This is a genomic window from Kitasatospora sp. NPDC056076, from assembly GCF_042266305.1.
Classification (GTDB): Bacteria; Actinomycetota; Actinomycetes; order Streptomycetales; family Streptomycetaceae; genus Kitasatospora.
Genome location: NZ_JBHJWG010000011.1, coordinates 161426 through 179330 on the forward strand (window position 1 = coordinate 161426; position 17905 = coordinate 179330).

At 74.3% G+C, this 17905-nt stretch carries 17 protein-coding genes; 8 read left to right on the forward strand and 9 right to left on the reverse strand.

The genetic code is table 11. The features are described from left to right. Positions 1-12: 12 nt before the first annotated feature. The 3 genes from ACFC1T_RS12235 (at position 13) to ACFC1T_RS12245 (ending at position 3037) form a co-directional block, all read left to right on the forward strand. Entirely contained in the window at positions 13-2013 is a 2001-nt protein-coding gene (locus ACFC1T_RS12235; RefSeq protein WP_375886997.1) for a phosphocholine-specific phospholipase C, read from the forward strand. Positions 2014-2109: 96 nt separating this feature from the next. Further along, complete coding sequence (locus tag ACFC1T_RS12240; protein ID WP_375887000.1) at positions 2110-2583, forward strand: VOC family protein; 474 nt, start codon at positions 2110-2112, stop codon at positions 2581-2583. 4 nt (positions 2584-2587) lie between these two features. Continuing rightward, positions 2588-3037, forward strand: a complete 450-nt coding sequence (locus ACFC1T_RS12245; protein WP_375887002.1) for an SRPBCC domain-containing protein — start codon at positions 2588-2590, stop codon at positions 3035-3037. A 54-nt stretch (positions 3038-3091) separates the two neighbouring features. On the opposite strand, the gene ACFC1T_RS12250 is transcribed toward ACFC1T_RS12245, so the two are convergent. The 3 genes from ACFC1T_RS12250 to ACFC1T_RS12260 form a co-directional block, all read right to left on the reverse strand. Further along, positions 3092-4330, reverse strand: a complete 1239-nt coding sequence (locus ACFC1T_RS12250) for an aromatic acid exporter family protein (RefSeq protein ID WP_375887005.1) — start codon at positions 4328-4330, stop codon at positions 3092-3094. Between the two features lie 59 nt (positions 4331-4389). Continuing rightward, entirely contained in the window at positions 4390-5136 is a 747-nt protein-coding gene (locus ACFC1T_RS12255) for a polyprenol monophosphomannose synthase (protein WP_375887006.1), read from the reverse strand. A 194-nt stretch (positions 5137-5330) separates the two neighbouring features. Next, positions 5331-6896, reverse strand: coding sequence for a N,N-dimethylformamidase beta subunit family domain-containing protein (locus ACFC1T_RS12260; protein WP_375887008.1), 1566 nt, complete (start codon positions 6894-6896; stop codon positions 5331-5333). Positions 6897-7291: 395 nt separating this feature from the next. Between ACFC1T_RS12260 and ACFC1T_RS12265 the strand changes: the two genes are divergently transcribed. Then, complete coding sequence (locus ACFC1T_RS12265) at positions 7292-9193, forward strand: amino acid transporter (RefSeq protein WP_375887010.1); 1902 nt, start codon at positions 7292-7294, stop codon at positions 9191-9193. A 7-nt stretch (positions 9194-9200) separates the two neighbouring features. Here the strand turns inward: ACFC1T_RS12265 and ACFC1T_RS12270 are convergent, their stop codons facing one another. The 4 genes from ACFC1T_RS12270 to ACFC1T_RS12285 form a co-directional block, all read right to left on the reverse strand. Further along, on the reverse strand, positions 9201-9518 hold the full coding sequence (locus tag ACFC1T_RS12270; RefSeq protein ID WP_375887012.1) for a hypothetical protein: 318 nt from the start codon (positions 9516-9518) through the stop codon (positions 9201-9203). 85 nt (positions 9519-9603) lie between these two features. Beyond that, positions 9604-9873: a GlsB/YeaQ/YmgE family stress response membrane protein gene (locus ACFC1T_RS12275; protein ID WP_375887014.1), complete on the reverse strand. Its 270-nt coding sequence runs from the start codon at positions 9871-9873 to the stop codon at positions 9604-9606. Positions 9874-10059: 186 nt separating this feature from the next. Then, complete coding sequence (locus tag ACFC1T_RS12280; protein WP_375887016.1) at positions 10060-10860, reverse strand: HEAT repeat domain-containing protein; 801 nt, start codon at positions 10858-10860, stop codon at positions 10060-10062. Between the two features lie 80 nt (positions 10861-10940). Beyond that, on the reverse strand, positions 10941-11648 hold the full coding sequence (locus ACFC1T_RS12285; RefSeq protein WP_375887018.1) for a TetR/AcrR family transcriptional regulator: 708 nt from the start codon (positions 11646-11648) through the stop codon (positions 10941-10943). A gap of 112 nt (positions 11649-11760) precedes the next feature. Here ACFC1T_RS12285 and ACFC1T_RS12290 point away from each other — a divergent pair, with 112 nt between their 5' ends. Continuing rightward, entirely contained in the window at positions 11761-12972 is a 1212-nt protein-coding gene (locus ACFC1T_RS12290; protein ID WP_375887021.1) for an FAD-dependent monooxygenase, read from the forward strand. Here the strand turns inward: ACFC1T_RS12290 and ACFC1T_RS12295 are convergent. Further along, the gene (locus tag ACFC1T_RS12295; RefSeq protein WP_375887023.1) at positions 12956-14902 is read right to left on the reverse strand and encodes a hypothetical protein; all 1947 of its coding nucleotides are present in this window, start codon (positions 14900-14902) and stop codon (positions 12956-12958) included. The genes ACFC1T_RS12290 and ACFC1T_RS12295 overlap by 17 nt on opposite strands. A 397-nt stretch (positions 14903-15299) precedes the next feature. Between ACFC1T_RS12295 and ACFC1T_RS12300 the strand changes: the two genes are divergently transcribed. Together ACFC1T_RS12300 and ACFC1T_RS12305 are read left to right on the forward strand one after the other, a co-directional pair. Continuing rightward, positions 15300-15929, forward strand: coding sequence for a CBS domain-containing protein (locus ACFC1T_RS12300; RefSeq protein WP_375887026.1), 630 nt, complete (start codon positions 15300-15302; stop codon positions 15927-15929). A gap of 140 nt (positions 15930-16069) precedes the next feature. Beyond that, positions 16070-16720 (forward strand): beta-glucanase, encoded by a 651-nt coding sequence (locus ACFC1T_RS12305; RefSeq protein WP_375887027.1) that lies wholly within the window; start codon positions 16070-16072, stop codon positions 16718-16720. A 91-nt stretch (positions 16721-16811) separates the two neighbouring features. On the opposite strand, the gene ACFC1T_RS12310 is transcribed toward ACFC1T_RS12305, so the two are convergent. Next, the gene (locus ACFC1T_RS12310) at positions 16812-17183 is read right to left on the reverse strand and encodes a hypothetical protein (RefSeq protein WP_375887029.1); all 372 of its coding nucleotides are present in this window, start codon (positions 17181-17183) and stop codon (positions 16812-16814) included. Between the two features lie 209 nt (positions 17184-17392). Here ACFC1T_RS12310 and ACFC1T_RS12315 point away from each other — a divergent pair, with 209 nt between their 5' ends. Continuing rightward, positions 17393-17767 carry a hypothetical protein gene (locus tag ACFC1T_RS12315; protein WP_375887031.1) on the forward strand — a complete coding sequence of 125 codons (375 nt, stop codon included), beginning with the start codon at positions 17393-17395 and terminating at the stop codon, positions 17765-17767. Positions 17768-17905 lie beyond the last annotated feature (138 nt).

Here is a 17905-nt window from a genome sequence, read left to right on the forward strand (position 1 = left end):
GGCCAGTTCGTGATGTCCGAGCTCTCCCGCCGCACCTTCGTCGGCGCCTCCGCGGCCGTCGGCGCCACCGCCCTGACCGGCCTGGCCGCCACCCGGGCCGACGCCGCTCCGGCGGCCCCCGCCCCGGCCGCCGCGCCCGCCACCGCCCTGACCGGCACCGTGAAGGACGTCAAGCACGTCGTCGTCCTGATGCAGGAGAACCGCAGCTTCGACCACTACTTCGGCACCCTGAGCGGTGTCCGCGGCTTCGGCGACAAGCAGGCGCTCCAGTTCCCGGACGGCACCGACGTGTTCCGTCAGCCCGATGCCCGCCGCAGCGACGGCGGGGCGATGCTGCCGTACCGGATGGACACCTCGAAGTACAACGCGCAGAACGCCGGCGGCCTCGCCCACGACTGGGCGACCGGCCACCAGGCCATCAACAACGGCGCGATGAACAAGTGGATCGCCGCCAAGGGCGAGCGCACCATGGGCTACTTCACCCGGGAGGACATCCCCTTCCAGTACGCCCTGGCCGACGCGTTCACCCTCTGCGACGCCTACTTCACCTCGCTGGCCGGCCCCACCGACCCCAACCGGCTCTACCTGTGGACCGGCACCTCCGGCCCCGGCCGCGACGGCACCACCGGCCCCTGGATCGACAACACCCCGGTCACCGACAACCCCGTCGCCGACTGGACCACCTACGCGGAGCGCCTCCAGACGGCCGGCGTCAGCTGGCGGGTCTACCACAACCCCAGCAAGGACGACCGCACCGGCGACTACGACGACAACGCGCTCTCCTACTTCAAGCAGTTCCACAACTTCCCGCAGGACGACCCGCGTTACGTCAACGCGATGACCAAGTTCGACCCCACCGACTTCGACCGCCACTGCAAGGACGGCACCCTGCCGACCATCTCCTGGCTGGTCGCGCCGTACCTGTTCTCCGAGCACCCGGAGGCCGGCCCGGCCTACGGCGCGCACTGGGTCAACCAGGCGCTGCAGTCGCTGATGTCCAACCCCGAGGTCTGGCAGCACACCGTCTTCCTGGTCATGTACGACGAGAACGACGGCTACTTCGACCACGTCGTCCCGCCCACCCCCGAGCCCGGCACCCCCGAGGAGTTCACCCAGGGGCGCGCCATCGGCCTCGGCAACCGCGTCCCGCTCTGGGTGGCGTCCCCCTGGTCGCGCGGCGGCTGGGTCAACTCCCAGGTGTTCGACCACACGTCGGTGCTGCGCTTCATGGAGGTGGTGACCGGCGTGGCCGAGCCCAACATCTCCGCCTGGCGCCGGGCCGTCTGCGGCGACCTCACCAGCTGCTTCGACTTCGCCGCCCCGGACACCTCGATCCCGAAGCTGCCGGACACCAACGCCCTGATGGCCAAGGCCGACGCGGGCACCAAGCTGCCCGGTGTCGCCCTCCCCGCCACCGGTGCCCAGGCGATGCCCGTCCAGGAGCGCGGTGAGCGCCCGCACCGCCCGCTGCCCTACCAGCCCTGGGCCGACGTCGCGGTGGACCGCAGGAGCGGCAAGGTCACCTGCACCATGAGCAACGACGGTTCGGTGGCCTTCCCGTACACCGTCTACCCGAACATCCTGCTCCCGTTCGCGGGCACCCCGTACACCGTCGCCCCCGGCGCCAACGCCACGTACGTCTGGGACGCGGCCGCCACCGACGGCCGTTACGACTTCACCGTGCACGGCCCGGACGGCTTCGTGCGCCGCTTCGCCGGGACGGTCGTCCGGGACGGGCAGGACGGCCAGAACGACATCGGCGTGCCGATCGTCACCGCCGACCTGCACGGCAGCCTCAAGCTCACCCTCCAGGTGGCCAACGACGGTCTGACGGACGTGGCGTTCACCGCCGCGCCCAACGACTTCGCGGGCAGCCCGCAGACCGTCTGGGTCAAGCCCGGCAAGCAGGTCGACCTGTCCTGGCCGCTGGACAAGCAGGGCCGTTACGACGTCGTGGTCACCGCCCACACCGGCCAGCGCTTCGTCCAGCGCTACGCGGGCTGGGTGCACTGACCCAGGGGCGTGCCGAGACCGGCCGGGGGCGCCGAACCGGTGACCCCCGGCCGTGGCTCGGCCGCGCTGTCGGAGCCCGCCGCTACCGTCGGGCCCATGCAGAAAATCACCACCTTCCTCTGGTTCGACGACCAGGCCGAAGCCGCCGCCGCCCTCTACACCTCGCTGTTCCCCGGCTCCGCGATCACCAAGGTCACCCGCTACGGCGAGGGCGCCCCCGTGCCGGCCGGCACGGTGATGACCGTCGAGTTCGAACTCGCCGGCCGGCCCTACACGGCGCTGAACGGCGGCCCGATGTTCCGTTTCACCGAGGCGATCTCGCTCCAGGTCGAGTGCGAGGACCAGCAGGAGGTCGACGACCTCTGGACCAAGCTCACCGCCGACGGTGGCGAGCCGGGCCCGTGCGGCTGGCTCAAGGACCGCTACGGCCTCTCCTGGCAGATCACCCCGCGCATCCTGCTCGACCTGGTCGGCGGCGAGGACCGGGCCAAGGCCGACCGGGTGACGGCGGCCATGATGCGGATGGGGAAGATCGAGATCCAGCAGCTGCTCGACGCGGCCGGGGGCTGAGGCCGTGACCGCCTTCCGCCACCGCAGCACCGTCTACCTGCGCGCCACCCCGGAACGGGTCTGGCACGCGCTCACCAACGCCGACGAGTCCGGCCTCTACTGGGGCCACCGCAACGTCTCCACCTGGCTGCCCGGCGAGCCCTGGGAGCACCGGCGCACCGACGACTCCGGGATCGCCGACGTGATCGGCACCGTCGAGGTGGCGGACCGCCCGCACCGGCTGGTCACCACCTGGGGCGGACCGGAGGGCGAACGCCCCGGCGGGCCCTCCCGGGTCACCTTCGAGCTGCGGCACTGGCAGGACCTCACCCGGCTCACCGTCACCCACGAGGACCTCGCCGACGAGCCCGAGCGCGCGGACGCCGAACGGGGCTGGTCGGCGGTGCTGTCCAACCTCAAGACCTACCTGGAGACCGGCCACCCGCTGCCGCAGCAGCCTTGGCTGATGCCCTGACCGCAGCCGCCTCCCCGTCGCCCCCTTGCTCCCTCGCCGCCCCCTCACCCCCCATCAGCGCCCGGCCCCCGCCGCCGGGCGCTCCCGTTCCTCCCGCCGCCGGCCGCGGCGCAGCCCGGTGAGGCGGGAGAACCGCTCCCGGCCGGCCAGCGACGCCCGGTCCAGCTCCTCCATCAGCCGCCGACTGCGGTGCTCCAGGTCCAGTTCGTCCAGGATCCGGTCGACCTCGGCCAGTATCGCGCCGTGCAACTGCCAGGCCTCCGGGTGCTGTTGGACCTTGCGCAGCAGGACCTGGGCGACGTTCTCCCGGCAGGTCCAGGCCGCCGCCAGCTCGGCGGTCAGCCGTTCCTCCGCCTCCTCGGCGTTGCGGCTCACCTGGGTGGTGACCAGCACCGCGAAGCTGACCATCGCCCCGCCGACGTGCGCCAGCAGTTCCTCCAGCCCGACCGCGACCTCCGGCGGGAACAGCCGCTCCGACGGTCCGCGCCGCTTGGCCAGGTCGGTGACCGAGCGGGCCAGCACCCGGATCACCACCACGCAGATCTCCAGGGTGTCCAGCCCGGTGCGCAGCACCAGCCGGGAGAGCAGGCCCTCGCTGATCCGGGGGTTGAGGCGCAGGCTGTCCTCGGCCTGGCGCAGCGCCGCGTCCACGTCCGCGATCGCCTGGTCGAGCCGCCGGGCCTCGTGCAGCCGCTCGGCGGCCCGGGCCACCGGGGTGGGGCGGCCCAGCTGCTCGGAGATGTCGACCAGCAGCTGACGGGCCCGCCGGGCCAGGTCCTCGATCGACTCGCCGGCGGTGTCCACCCAGACCGGCGGGGCGAACAGCAGGTTGAACAGCAGGCCGACGGCCGCGCCGATCAGCGTCTCCAGCACCCGGTCCCAGGCCTGGGAGGTCAGTTTGGTGACGCCGAGGATCAGCATCGCGCTGATCGCGACCTCCTGGACGAACTCCTCGACCCGGACGTAGCGCCCGATCACCAGGGAGGCCAGGATGATCAGCCCGAGGCTCCACCAGGAGAGCCCGACCACGGCACTGAACCCGATCGCGATCAGCACCCCGACCACCACCGAGACCACCCGGCGGACGCTGGTCTTGAGCGTCGAGTAGACGGTGACCTGGACCACCAGCAGCGCGGTGAGCGGTGCCGTCAGCGGCGCGGGCTCGCTGCTGAGCCGCGTGGCCACCGCGTACGACAGGGTGGCGGCCACGGTGGCCCGCAGCGTCTGGACGGCGAACGGGTCCCGGGCGGCGCGGCGGACCAGGGTCGTCAGGGACTCCGGGAGAAGGGCCATGACGGCCTTGTTCCCCGCACCCGCCGCCCGCACCGCCCGCCGCGGCCGGGACTACTCGTTCAGGCCCCCTGGCCCTCGCGGTTGAAGCGCAGCTTCCAGGGCGCGAGCGCGGACTCCACCTGCACCCCGATGCTCATCTTGGAGGCGCCCTCGATCCGCTCCTCGAAGCGGATCGGCACCTCGCGGATGGCCAGTCCGTGCTGGACCGCCCGGTAGTTCATCTCGACCTGGAACGAGTACCCGTTGCTCTGCACGGTCGGCAGGTCGATGGCCCGCAGGGCGCTCGCCCGCCAGGCCTTGAAGCCCGCGGTGGCGTCCCGGACGCCCAGGCCGAGGATCGCGTTGACGTAGAAGTTGGCCCAGGCGGAGAGCGCCTTGCGGTGCCAGGGCCACTCCGCGGCGGTCGAGCCGCCGGGCACGTAGCGGGAGCCGAGCACCACGGCGGTGCCCTGGTCGGCGAGCAGGGTGCCCACCATCGCGGGTATCGCGGAGGCCGGGTGCGAGAGGTCGGCGTCCATCTGGACCACGACGTCGGCGCCCTCGTCCAGCGCCCGGGCCATCCCGGCCAGGTAGGCGCGGCCGAGGCCGTCCTTCTCGGTGCGGTGCAGCACGCCGACGGTGCCCGCGGAGTCGGCGGCGAGCTTGTCGGCGATCTCGCCGGTGCCGTCGGGGGAGTTGTCGTCGACCACCAGCAGGTGCAGGTTCGGCACCGCGAGGTCCGTGAGGAGCCCGGCGAGGACCGGAAGGTTCTCCCGCTCGTTGTACGTGGGGACGACGACAACGACCTTCGGGGAGGCCTCGACCATGTTCTGTTTCCCTCGTGCCCTCGCCGGCCGGCACCCCGTGCCGCACCGGTCGGTTGTCCTGGACGACCTTCGCTGCTGTCAGATCGTGCGAGTGTAGCCGGGGCGACGGCCCCTTCCCGCCCGGGGGCGGCGGGGCGGAGTCCCGGGCCCGGGGCCGTGGGCCGGTTCGATCACGATGGACCGCGGGGCAGGTCCTACGCCGTGCCGTAGACGGTGGCGAGGTTGTCGCGGGCGGGGTGGGTGCGGCCGGCCGGACCGGCGGCGAAGAGGCGCAGGACGTTCTCGGTGACCTTGCGGACCACGTCCCCGGCGTGGGCGTCGATGCCGTGCACGCCGCTGCCGTGGGCGTCCAGGGCCTCCACCCAGCGCATCGTGCCGGTGGCGAAGACGCCCGCGCCGCTGGGCACGGTGTAGTAGGCGGTGTCGGAGTGGGAGCGCCGGCCCTCGCAGACCACGGGGGAGTGGGCGATCACCTCGATCGGGCGCGGGGTGGGGAAGGCGGTGTCGACCCGGTCGTACTCGACGCCGACCAGGTGCGGGAAGGACGCCCCGGCCGTCACGCCCGTCCCCTCGAAGGCCCAGTGTTCCGGCGAGGTGACCACGTACGGGGCGTCCACCGGGTAGCCGTCGTAGATCACGCCGAGCAGCGAGCTCTCCGGGTCGGCGCCCGGGCCGGTGCGGAAGTCGGTGGTCGCCGGGGCGCCCGCCTGGTGGCCCGGGTCCTGCGCCCAGGCGTCCTTGTAGCAGACCACGGTGCGGTCCGGCCCGAGCTCGCCGGGCTCGAAGCGGACCCGGCGGAAGCAGCAGTTGGCGCCCAGGATCACCAGGTTCGTCCCGGCGTCGCGGGCCGCCGTCACGTGGGCGCGCTGCTCGGGGGACCAGTACTCGTCGTGGCCCAGCGAGAGCAGGGCGCTGGCACCGTGCAGCAGGCCCGGCTCGCGGGCCACGTCGATCCCGGTGGTGTACGCCAGCGGCAGCCCGAGCCGCTCGGCCAGGGCGATCAGCGGCGCCTCGTAGACCAGGAAGCGCCCGGCGCCGTGGTCGTAGTCGTGCGGCCGGTCGAGGACGACCCGCAGCGAGCGGGTGGCCAGGGTGCCGGTCGGGCCGTTGTAGAGGCTGTAGCCGCCCCACTCGTTGTAGGCCTGCCAGGTCGCCGGGGCGCCCATCACCACGGTTCTTCCGGCGGTGGTCGCGGAGCGGACGGTGAGCGGGACGTAGCTGCGGCCGGAGCCGTCCTCGGCGTCCAGCCGCAGCAGGTAGGCGCCCTCGGGCCAGCCGGCGGTGTCCACGGCGAGGGTGCGCTGCCAACCGGTCAGCACGGTGCGGGTGGCCGGGTCGACGTGCGGGGCGGCCTGCTTGGCGCCGGGGACGTGCGCCCGGCGCCAGACCAGCCGGCCCCGGGCACCGCCGTACCAGCCCATCCGGTACGCGGAGACGGTGAAGGCGGCGGCCGCGGTGGAGACGTGCAGGCCGAAGCTCTCGCCGGGCAGCACGCTGACCCGGTCGGCGAAGCCCTCGACGGCGCCGGGCGCGCCGGGGTCGGTGATCTGCCAGTCGGCGTTGCCGGGCAGGGACTGCTCGTCCGGGGCGGCGTCCTCGGGCCCGGGGTGCCGGGCGCTGGAGGGGTCCGCCGGGCCGGGGGTGCCCGGGGCGTCGGGCGTGGGGTGGGCGGCGGCGTCGGAGCGCTGGGTGCCGCAGGAGGTGACGGCGGCCGCCATCAGGCCCAGGCCGAGGATCCTCCGCCGAGTCGGTTCCGTCACCGCTGTCTCCCTGCCGTCCGTCGCCGTACCCCTGGGCGCGCGGGCTCCGTGGGTCAACCCGGTGGGTCAATCCGCTGAGTCAACGCGCGCGGACATGTCTACCCCGTTCGAGGAGGCACCGGACACCGCCGCGCCGCTGGCGCCGGGCACGGCCGGGGGCTGGCCGTAGGCCGGCAGGGCCGTCCGGGCGCACCCCGGCGTGTTGGGCCGCGCGGCTGCCCGGCCGCTCCGGCCCGGTCCCCTAGCCTGGCCCGGGCCCGCCGTCCGGCGGCCTTGGGGGTCCGGAACCGTGCGGCGGCCGGCCGAAGTCGTGGACAGGGGTGTACGTGGTCTCCTCGGGTTCGGCCGAACCGGGAACGGCGCCTTCGACGCGGGGCACGAGGTTCCGGGCGTGGATGCTCGAAGGCCTCTCGGACATGGCCAAGCAGCACCCCGGCCCGCACGTGGAGGCACCCGCCGAGAAGGGCACGCGCTGGTGGCGGGTGATGTGCCTGACCGGCCTGGACTACTTCTCCACCCTCGGCTACCAACCCGGCATCGCCGCCCTCGCGGCCGGCCTGCTGTCACCGATCGCCACCGTCGTCCTGGTGCTGGTCACCCTGTTCGGCGCCCTGCCGGTCTACCGGCGGGTCGCCGCCGAGAGCCCGCACGGCCAGGGCTCGATCGCGATGCTGGAACGGCTGCTGTCGTTCTGGCAGGGCAAGCTCTTCGTGCTCACCCTGCTCGGCTTCGCCGCCACCGACTTCATGATCACCATTACCCTGTCGGCCGCCGACGCGACCGCCCACCTCATCGAGAACCCGCACCTGCACAGCGCCCTGTCCGGCAAGCAGGTGATGCTCACCCTGATCCTGGTGGCCCTGCTCGGCGCGGTCTTCCTCAAGGGGTTCAGCGAGGCCATCGGCCTGGCCGTCGTCCTGGTCGTCGTCTACCTCGCGCTCAACGTCGTGGTGGTGGCCAACGGCCTCTGGCACGTGTTCAAGGAACCGCACCTGTTCGGCGACTGGACCGACGCCCTCACCGCCGAGCACGGCAACGCCTTCGCGATGATCGGCGTCGCCCTCATCGTCTTCCCCAAGCTCGCCCTCGGCCTGTCCGGTTTCGAGACCGGCGTCGCCGTGATGCCGCTCATCGAGGGCGACCCGGACGACACCGAGGAGAAGCCCACCGGCCGCATCCGCGGCGCCCGGCACCTGCTCACCACCGCCGCCGTGATCATGAGCGCCTTCCTGATCTCCACCAGCATCATCACCACGCTGCTCATCCCCAAGGACGCCTTCAAGACCGGCGGCCCGGCCAACGGGCGGGCCCTCGCCTACCTCGCCCACGAGAACCTGGGCAGCACCTTCGGCAGCGTCTATGACCTGTCCACCATCGCCATCCTCTGGTTCGCCGGCGCCTCCGCCATGGCCGGACTGCTCAACCTGATGCCCCGCTACCTGCCCCGCTACGGCATGGCCCCGCACTGGGCCCGGGCGGTGCGGCCGACCGTCATCGTGCTGACCCTGATCGCCTTCCTGGTCACCTGGATCTTCGACGCCAACGTCGACTCCCAGGGCGGCGCCTACGCGACCGGCGTCCTGGTGCTGATCAGCTCCGCCGCAGTCGCCGTCACCATCGCCGCCCGCAAGGCCGGGGAGCGGCACTGGACCGTCACCTTCGCGGTGATCGCCGCCGTGTTCCTCTACACCACGGCCGTGAACATCGCCGAGCGCCCGGACGGCGTCAAGATCGGCGCCTGCTTCATCGCCGGCATCATGCTGGTGTCCTTCCTCTCCCGGCTCAAGCGCGCCTTCGAACTGCGCGTCACCGACGTGGTCCTGGACGACGTCGCCGAGCGGTTCGTCCGGGACTACACGTACCGCCCGCTGCGCCTGATCGCCAACGAGCCGAACAGCCGGGACCTCGCCGAGTACCGCGACAAGGTCCACCAGATCCGCCGGGACAACGACATCCCGCCGGAGGACGACCTGGTCTTCGTCGAGGTCACCGTGCTCGACCCGTCCGACTTCGAGGCCGAACTGACCGTCCGCGGCGAAGTGCTGCACGACCGCTACCGGGTGCTCTCGCTGCAGAGCTCCAGCGTCCCCAACGCGCTGGCCGCCCTGCTGCTCCAGGTGCGCGACCTGACCGGGCAGCAGCCGCACATCTACTTCGAGTGGACCGAGGGCAACCCCTTCGCCCAGTTCCTGCGGTTCTTCCTGTTCGGCCAGGGCGAGATCGCCCCGGTCACCCGCGAAGTCCTCCGCGAGGCCGAACCCGACCGCACCCGCCGCCCCGCCGTGCACGTGGGCTGAGCGGGGTTCAGGCCTCGTCGAACGGTTCGTCCGACCACCGCCACGACGCCCGGTCGCCACGTATGTGCAGCAGGAACTCGGCGACCGGGCCGCTCGGGGACGCCAGGGTGAGCGCACCGTCGATCCGGTCGTACGCCCGCTCGAAGGCCTCGTAGTCCTCGGCGTCGACGAAGGCGGCGGACTCGTCGAACCACGGCTTCACCTCGGCGAAGCCGTCCCGGGGGACGAATCGCCCGTCCAGCCAGGGGAAGTCGGCGCCGTCCACGACGATGTCGCCGAGCGGCGCTCCCTCGCGTAGCAGTTGCCAGCGGTCTCCGATGGGCATCGCGCGCCCCTCCCGTCCGGGCCCGTTCGGTGGGCCCGGACAGGAGTCTTGCAGCTGCCACTGACAATCCCGGCGCGGTGCCCGGTCAGCGGGAGGTGCGGTTCTTGGACCAGGCCGGGGCGACGAGGGCCACCAGGGCCACGGCGAAGCCGAGTTGGAGGATGTGACGGATCCAGTCGATGCCGGAGGTGTGGCGCACGCCGATCCAGCCGGAGACGGCGTTGCCGAGCCAGGCCCCGGCGGCGCCGAGGAGCATGGTCAGCCACCAGGGGATCGACTGCGGCCCGCGCAGGATCAGCTTGGCGAGTACGCCGAGCACGAAGCCGATGAGCAGAATCCACAGGAGCTGGAACATCGCGGTCCACCTTCCGGGCGCCGCCGGAATGGACCGGCGCGCCGTGTCGTCGAAGACGCGGTTCGTCCCATGATCACCCGGTTCCGCCGAACGGGCACGTCGGCGGGGAACCTCGCAGGTCCTGGCGCGGACCGGCCCGGACCCACGGGCGGGTGCCCCGGGCCGACAGGTGGGCGGCCGGAGGCCTCAGAGCGTCCGGACGTCCGCGACGGCCTCGCGGACGTCCGGGTGCGGGTCCTCGGCGAGGGCGTCCAGCAGTTCGGCGACGCCGGGCGTCGACCAGCCCTGGACAGCCCAGACCAGTTCGCGGCGGACGGTCGGGTCGGGGTGGGCGGCGAGTCGGGCGAGGCGGTCCACCGGGCCTCGGCGGCGCAGGCCGAACCAGTGCAGGGCGTCCCGCAGGGCGGCCGGATCGCCGGGGTCGCCCGCGGCCTCGATCCGGGCGAGCAGGACGGGGACGGGCGGTGGCGGCCCGTCCAGCGGGTGCGGGTGGCGTTCGCGCAGCCGTCGGCCGCCGTACTCGCCGCGGATCCGGCAGCCGAAGCAGGTGCAGGGGCGGGTGCCGTGGGCGCCGGGGAGGTAGCGCCAGCCGGCCACCTGCGGCACGGCGCGGATCCGGTGCACCTCGCGCGTGCCGATCGCCCTCGGTACGACCACCTCCCAGCCGCGCGGGTCGGGCTGGGCGGCGACCCGGGCGACCGCCTCGGCGGCGGTCAGCCACTGCTGGGCGTCCTTGGCGCGGTCGCGGTAGTGCCCGACCAGCACCTCCTGCGCGTCGTCCAGCCGGACGTGCACCGCGGACAGCGCGCCCTTCGGCCCGAACCGGGCGAGTTCGCGCAGCCACTGGTGGGTCAGGGTGTAGGAGGGCAGCACGGGGAAGCAGTACACCCCGCGCACCCCGCCCTGGCCCCGGCTGTCGGCCCGGATCCCGGCGCGGCGGATGCGCGGCGTGTTCGCCGCGGCCGTCAGGTGCACGAACATCGCCATGGGAGCGGATGCTAGCCGCCTGCGCGGCCCGGGCTCGACGGGTTTTCGGCCGACGGCGCGGTTCGTCGGGGGCCGGCGGGTTACGGGCGGGTGCGCCGGTCGATCAGGGCGGCCAGGCCGTCCAGGATGCGGGCCAGGCCGAAGTCCAGGGCCTGGTCGCGGCCGTCCGGGTCGGCCATCGCGGCGGCCACGGCGGGGTAGCGGTCGGCGTGCCGGTGGACCACCGTGCCGAGGGCGGCGAGGAGTTCGGCCTCGGGGGAGCCGTCCGGTCCCACCGCGCGGGCCTGTTCGGCGATGGTGCGCACGTGTCCGGCGAGCAGGACGGCGGCGTCCATCCGCTCGGCGCCGGTCAGCCCGTGGCCGTCGAGGGCGGCCACCACCCCTTCCAGCCAGGCGAGTTCCCGCGGGCCGGGGACGCGGGGGCCGAGGGTGGCGTCCAACAGCCACGGGTGCCGGGCGATGGCCTCGGACAAGTGACGCGCCCAGGCGGTGAGTTGCTCCCGCCAGTCCGGTGCGCCGACGACCCCGGGCGGCTCGCCGAAGGCCGACTCGACCATCAGCGCGACGAGTTCGGCCTTGCCGGGGACGTACCGGTAGAGCGACATCTTGGTGAAGTCCAGCAGCCCGGCCACCTTCTGCATGGAGACGGCGCCCAGTCCTTCGGCGTCCGCGACCTCGACGCCCGCGGTGGCGATCCGCTCCAGGCTGAGGGCCGGCTTCGGCCCGCGGGTCGGCCGTGCGGGCTGTTCCCAGAGCAGCCGGACCGTGTCGTTCGCCGCCTCGCCCATCGCCTGCTCCCGTCCCGGGGGTTGCCCGTCCGCGTCAACTGTGTCTACCGTACACAGCAATGAACTGTGTCTCATGGACACAGTTGTCGGATCCTCGAACGGAGTGGTTCCCGTGAGTGCTTCCGCGCGCACCAGCGTGCTGATCTCGGGCGCGAGCATCGCCGGCCCCGCCCTGGCCCACTGGCTGGGCCGGTACGGCTTCGACGTCACCGTGGTCGAACTCGCCCCGGCGCTGCGCGGCGGCGGGCAGAACGTCGACTTCCGCGGGCACACCCACCTCGGCGTGCTGGAGCGCATGGGCGTGCTGGAGGAACTGCGCGCCCTGGACACCGGCGGCAGCCCGATCACCTTCGTCGACCAGGACGGGCGCCGACTCCTGCACCTGCCCGCCGAGTTCGCGGGCGGCGAGCTGGAGATCCCGCGCGGAGAACTGGCCCAGGTGCTGCACCGGCACAGCGGAGCCCGCGCCGAGTACGTCTTCGGTGACTCCGTCGAGGCCCTGGAGCAGACGGCGGCCGGGGTGCGGGTCGCCTTCCGGCGGGCCGCGCCGCGCGAGTTCGACCTGGTGATCGGTGCCGACGGGCTGCACTCCACCGTCCGGCGGCTCGCCTTCGGGCCCGAGCAGCGGTTCGTCCGTCACCTCGGCTACTACGCGGCGACCTGGCAGCTGCCCGCCGGTGGCGCGCTGCCGGCCGGCGGGACGGCCCTGAACGTCCCCGGCCGGCTGATGTCCGTCGGCGCCGACCCGCGCGACCCGGACCGGGCGGGCGCCTTCTGCCTGTTCGCCTCGCCCGAACTGCGCTACGACCGCCACGACACCCGACAGCAGAAGGAGCTGGTCCGCACCGCCTTCGCCGGCCTCGGCTGGAAGGTCCCGGAACTGCTGCGGAGCCTGGACGAGGCGCCCGAGCCGTACTTCGACTCGATCAGCCGCGCCGACGTCCCCGCCTGGTCCACCGGCCGGATCGCCCTGCTCGGCGACGCCGCCTGCGGGGCCACCATCGGCGGGATGGGCACCGGCACGGCGGTGGTGGCCGCGTACGTCCTGGCGGGCGAGCTGGCGCTGGCCCGCGGCGACCACCAGGCCGCCTTCGCCCGGTACGAGGGGCTGCTGCGCGACTACGCCCGGGGCTGCCAGAAGGGTGGGGACCGGACCGGCCCGTTCCTGGCGCCGCGCACCGCGGCCGGGCTGCGGCTGCGCAACGGGCTGCTCAACCGGCGGTGGGTGCTGAACCGGATGCTGGAGCTGGGCAAGCAGGTGTCGAGCGTCGAACTGCCGGACTACGGGGCGCTGTTGGCGGGGCGGTTCAGTGCGGCGGGGTGATCCGGTTGCCGTTGTCGAGCAGCGCCTCGACCTGGACGGTGCCGCGGGCGGGCCGTTCGACCGCGAGGGTGTGGTCCGGGGCCGGCCGGTCGGCCGACCAGTCCGGGCCCTTGACGGTCAGCCGGGTGACCCGCCGGCTGCCCGCCGCGAGCAGGTAGTCCGCGCCCTGCGGGGAGTGCCACCATGCCCAGGCGACGGTGTCCTGCTCGAACCGGCTGCACCCGCGGCCCGGCCCGCCGCCGGTGCGCTGCGGGCCCCGGGCGGTCGGCAGCAGCACGGCGGTGGCGGCGCTGCCCTCGCCCGTCCAGCGGTCGGCGCGCAGGCAGTACCAGGCGGCCGCGCCGGCGTTCTGCGGCAGCGGCTGCACCGCGAAGGCCCACAGGTTGAGCTGCTTGACGCCCGGGGTGCCGTCCGGCACGGCGCAGCCGGCCCGTGCCCAGGCCACCAGGGCGTCCTGGCCGGTGGACTCGCGCGGCGAGCGGGCGGGCTGGGTGCGGTCCGGCGGCGGGGTGTAGGTGAGGTGGGCCGGGACGAGGCCGCCGAGGTCGGCCAGCAGGAAGGCGTGCTTCTCGGCGATCACCGAGGAGGAGCGCAGCTGGAGCACGGTGGCACCCCGGCAGTCCGCGAGCCCGCCGCCCGGTGCGGCCGGGGTGACCCCGTCGGGGTGGTCCAGCGGGCGGGCGGCGGTGTCGGGCTGGTCGATCCGGCGGGTCTCGGCGGTGTCCACCCAGGGCGCCAGCAGGTAGCGCAGGGCGGTGCCCCGGCGGCTCAGCACCACCGCGCCCGCCGTGGTCACGTCGGAGTCGTCGGCCCGTGCCAGGTCGAGCCCGCCGTCGTGCCCGTCGGTCCAGCGGGCGATCCGGCGGCCGTCGTACAGCACGGCCACGCCGGTGCCGTCGACCGTCCCGGCGTACAGCAGCTGCGGCGGGGTGTCGGGCGGTGCGGTGTCCGTACCCGGCTCGGCCCGGGTCTGCGGGCCCGGCTGGGCCCAGGCGGCCAGGGCCCGGCCGAGCAGGGCCGCGTCCGCGCGCCGGTCGCCGCGGGCGGGCCAGGCGGTGAAGTCGATCCGCGCGGTGTGCTGCCAGGCGTCCGGGCCGACCCGGACCAGCCTGGCCGGGTCGGTGACGGCGCCCGGGGGCCGCAGGGCCGACCGCAGGGCGCTGCTCGCCGGGGCGGAGCCGCCGCCCAGCACCGCGGCCGTCGTGGTCAGCCCGAGCACCCCGACCGCCAGCGCGGCGGTCAGCGTACGGCGGCGGCGCAGCAGGTCGGTGGGCTGGACCCGGACGGCGCACGGGTCGAAGGCGAGCGGCTCGTCCTCGGGCCCGGCCGGGACTTCGGCGGCCGCCGCGAGCGCCTCGGTGGGCCGCTCCACTCCGGCGGCGCGCAGCACCTCCAGCGCCTCCGGGCCGTCCAGCCCCTCGACCACGTGCAGGGCGAAGGCGGCCCGGGCCGGGGCGTCCAGGGCGGCGAGCGCGTGGTCCAGTGCCGCGTCCCGCTCGCCGCCGTGCGGGGTGAACAGCCGCAGGCCCCAGACCCGGGGTGCCAGCAGCCGCGCGGCCGGGCGCGGGCGCAGGGCGGTGCGCAGCACCCGTAGGCGCAGCGCTGCGTACACCGGGTCGGGGTCGGGGTCGGTGCCGGGGTCGGTGCCGGTGGTCGTCGGCGCGCGGCCGGCCAGATCGGCGGAGGCGGGAGTCGGGGGAGGGGCGGAGGCAGGGGCGGTGCGGCGGGTCCAGCGGAACGGCAGGGCGCGCTGGACGGCCGCGTGCGCGGCGAGCACCCGGCTGTGCCGGTCCCGGTCGGCGGGCAGGGCCAGGTAGGCGAGCCGGACCAGCCTGCGGTAGTGGTGCACCAGCGCGGCCTCGGCCTCCGCCACCGGTCGCGCCGGGACGCCCCGGGGCGCCGGTTCCGCGCCCACCGTCCGTGCTGCCAACGGGCCCTCCCGGTGCCGATCGCTGTCGTGGTGGACGGTCCAACGAGTCGATCATGTGATGGTTGCGCCGTTCGGGGTGTGCGGCGGGCTGCCGCGCGCCGTCGGACGCGTCGGATCGTCGGCCCGGGCGGGCGCGGCGGCCCCCGGGGGCACAGAGGCTCCGGGCGGGGAGCCCCGGGTGCGCCGGCCCCGGGTGCGGTGGCCGGGCAGTCTCCCGTGTCGGAGGTGTGTTCGCAGGTCAGGGCCCTTGGTCCCACCCGTTCGGCCCCTTGGCCCCTGGCGCTCCGCCCGGCCGGGGGCCATGCTGCCGGTACCGGCCGGGACGATCCGCGCCCGATCGGACCAGCATCGTTGGACGAGGTGAACCGGCGTGCGGCATGCCACCGTCGAATCTGTGATGACCAGCCCCGTGGTCCGGATCGCGCCCGAGACCGGCTTCCGGGAGATCGTCGCGCTGCTGACCGAGTACGACATCACCGGGGTGCCGGTGGTGGACCCGGACGGCCGGCCGCTGGGTGTGGTGTCGGAGGCGGATCTGCTGCGCACGCTGGCGGCGCAGGAGGACCCGGGCAGCCTGCTGCCCGCGCCCGAGTCGGCGAAGGCCGGGCCGGGCGGCGAGGTCACGGCGGCGGAGCTGATGACGGCGCAGCCCGTCTGCACCACGCCCGGCACCAGCGTGGTCGCGGCGGCCCGGCAGATGAGCCGGCACGGGCTCAAGCGGCTGCCGGTGCTGGACGAGGAGGGGCGGGTCGTCGGCATGGTGAGCCGCGGCGACCTGCTGCGGGTGTTCCTGCGCGAGGACCGGGTGATCCGGCGGGAGATCGTCGAGGAGGTGCTCGGGCGGATCGACGGGGTGAGCCCGGCGGAGATCGGGGTGGAGGTCGACCAGGGGCGGGTGGTGCTCAGCGGCAGCGTGCCCGAGGCGCACCTGGTGCCGATCGTGCTGAACCTCTGCCGCTCGGTGGACGGGGTGGTCTCGGTGACCGACCGGCTCCGGGCCGGGGGCGCCACTGCGTCGGTCGGCTGATCGGCGGGGCCCGCTCGGCCGCGGCGGCCCGGTCAGGAGCCGGACGATTTGCTTCGCATACTGCGGAGGGTATCGGGTAACTCACTCTGTGTGCCCGGCGGTTCGGACTGCCGGGGCGACGGAGCACTCGGGAGGCGGCCGTGGCGGTCGTGTTCGACGCGGACTTCACTTCGACCGGGCAGTGGGTCGCCGGGCGCAGCAGCGCATACCCCCGGATGGGGCCGACCAACCGGAGCGACCACAAGCTCGACTACCTGAGTCACGACTACTGCCCCGGTGGGCAGTTCACCGCCGTGCGGCGGCGCACCGGCGGGCTGTGGACGTGCAACCTGCTGACCACCGAGGGCAGTCCGGAGGGCTTCCAGGTCCGCACCGGGGACGTCCTGTCGGCGCAGGTGACGCTGCCCGTCCAGTTGGGCGCCTGGCCGGCGATCTGGACCTGGCGGGACGGCGGCAACGAGGTCGACCTCTTCGAGTACCACCCGGACAACCCGGACCTGCTGGAGATCTCCAACCACGTGCGCGGCGGCTTCCGTTACTGGCACGGCGGCGGCGTCGGGGTCGGCCCGGGGGCGAGCATCGGCCTGCGGGTGGTGCTCGGCGCGAACTCGGTGGACTGGTACGTCGAGGAGGAGCTGGTCTACGCGGACCTGCACGGGGTCGGGGCCGGCTGGCACGCCTACCTGATCGTCAACATGTCGGTGTCGGACGGGACGTACCACGCCCGGCCGCCGTTCGACGGGCCGAACCGGCTGAGCTGGGTCTGCGAGAGCCTGACGGTGGAACGCTGAGCGGCCCGGCGGGCCCGGGCCGTCGGGAGTGCTCGCGCTGTCGGGGGCGCTCGCGCCGTCCCGTGCGCCTGGGTCGTCCGCCGCGCCGCCGTTACGGCGCGAAGGTGGCGGTGATCGGGCCGCCCGGTCCGAAGCGGTGGAACCAGACCGCGCGGCGGTGGGTGCCGATGTGTGCCGGGTCGGTGACGTAGAGGTCGTCACGCGGGGCGCGTTCGTTGCCGGGGGCCAGGGCGGCGTCCACGGCCCGGTCGGCGAGCGCGCGGAGCAGGGCGGCGGCGGTGGCCTCGGCCGCGGTGGGGGCGATCGCCAGGGCGGCGAGCTCGGTCCAGAGCTCGGTGGCGACGTAGGAGATCGGCGAGTGGTTGAGCGCCGGGTGGGGATGCCCGTCGGTGGTGCGGCGGAGCAGCCCGGCCGCGACCAGTTGCTCGGGGGAGCGGCGGTCGTCGGGCGGATGGTGGTTCATGGACGGAAACGCTACCCCGGTGCGCGGGGCCGGTTCCGCAGGAACGTTTTCTCAGGCTTTCTTCACGACGCTTTGACCCGTCGCGGGCGCACGATGGTGGTAAGGCGCTGGTCACCCCGGGCAGCGCGGCAGCTCAGGCCGTACGACGCCCCGGTGGTCACGGCGTCGATCACCTCGGCGGGCCCGCAGGGTCGGAGGAGGAGGACCTGATGAGGCACTGGCATTGGCACGGCTACGGGCCCGGCCACGGTCCGGGCGGCTGGGGCATCGCCCTGATGGCGATCGTCTCGCTGCTCGTCCTGGCGGTGCTGGTGCTCCTGGCCGTCGCCCTGTTCCGCTACGTCTCGCGCTCGCGGCAGCCCGTCCCGCACGGACCGGGCGGCGCGGGGGTCACGGGTGCCGGTCCCGGTGGACCGCACGGCTGGGGGCACGGCCCGACCCCGGAGCAGGTGCTCGCGGAGCGCTTCGCGCGGGGCGAGATCGACGCGGAGGAGTACCGGCACCGATGGGAGACGCTGCGTTCGCCGGGTGGCCCCGGTGGGCCGGGCGGCACGAACGGCCCGGTCGGGCCTCCCAGCAGCTGACCGGGTGCGAGATCGGGGCACTGGACCGGGGGTTTCCGGGGGCAGGGGGCGGGGGGACCGGCTGAGGCCCGCCCCCCGGGGGGGGGGGGGGGCCACGGCCGGTGTAGTTTTAACAACACCCCGCCCCCCAGAACGCGC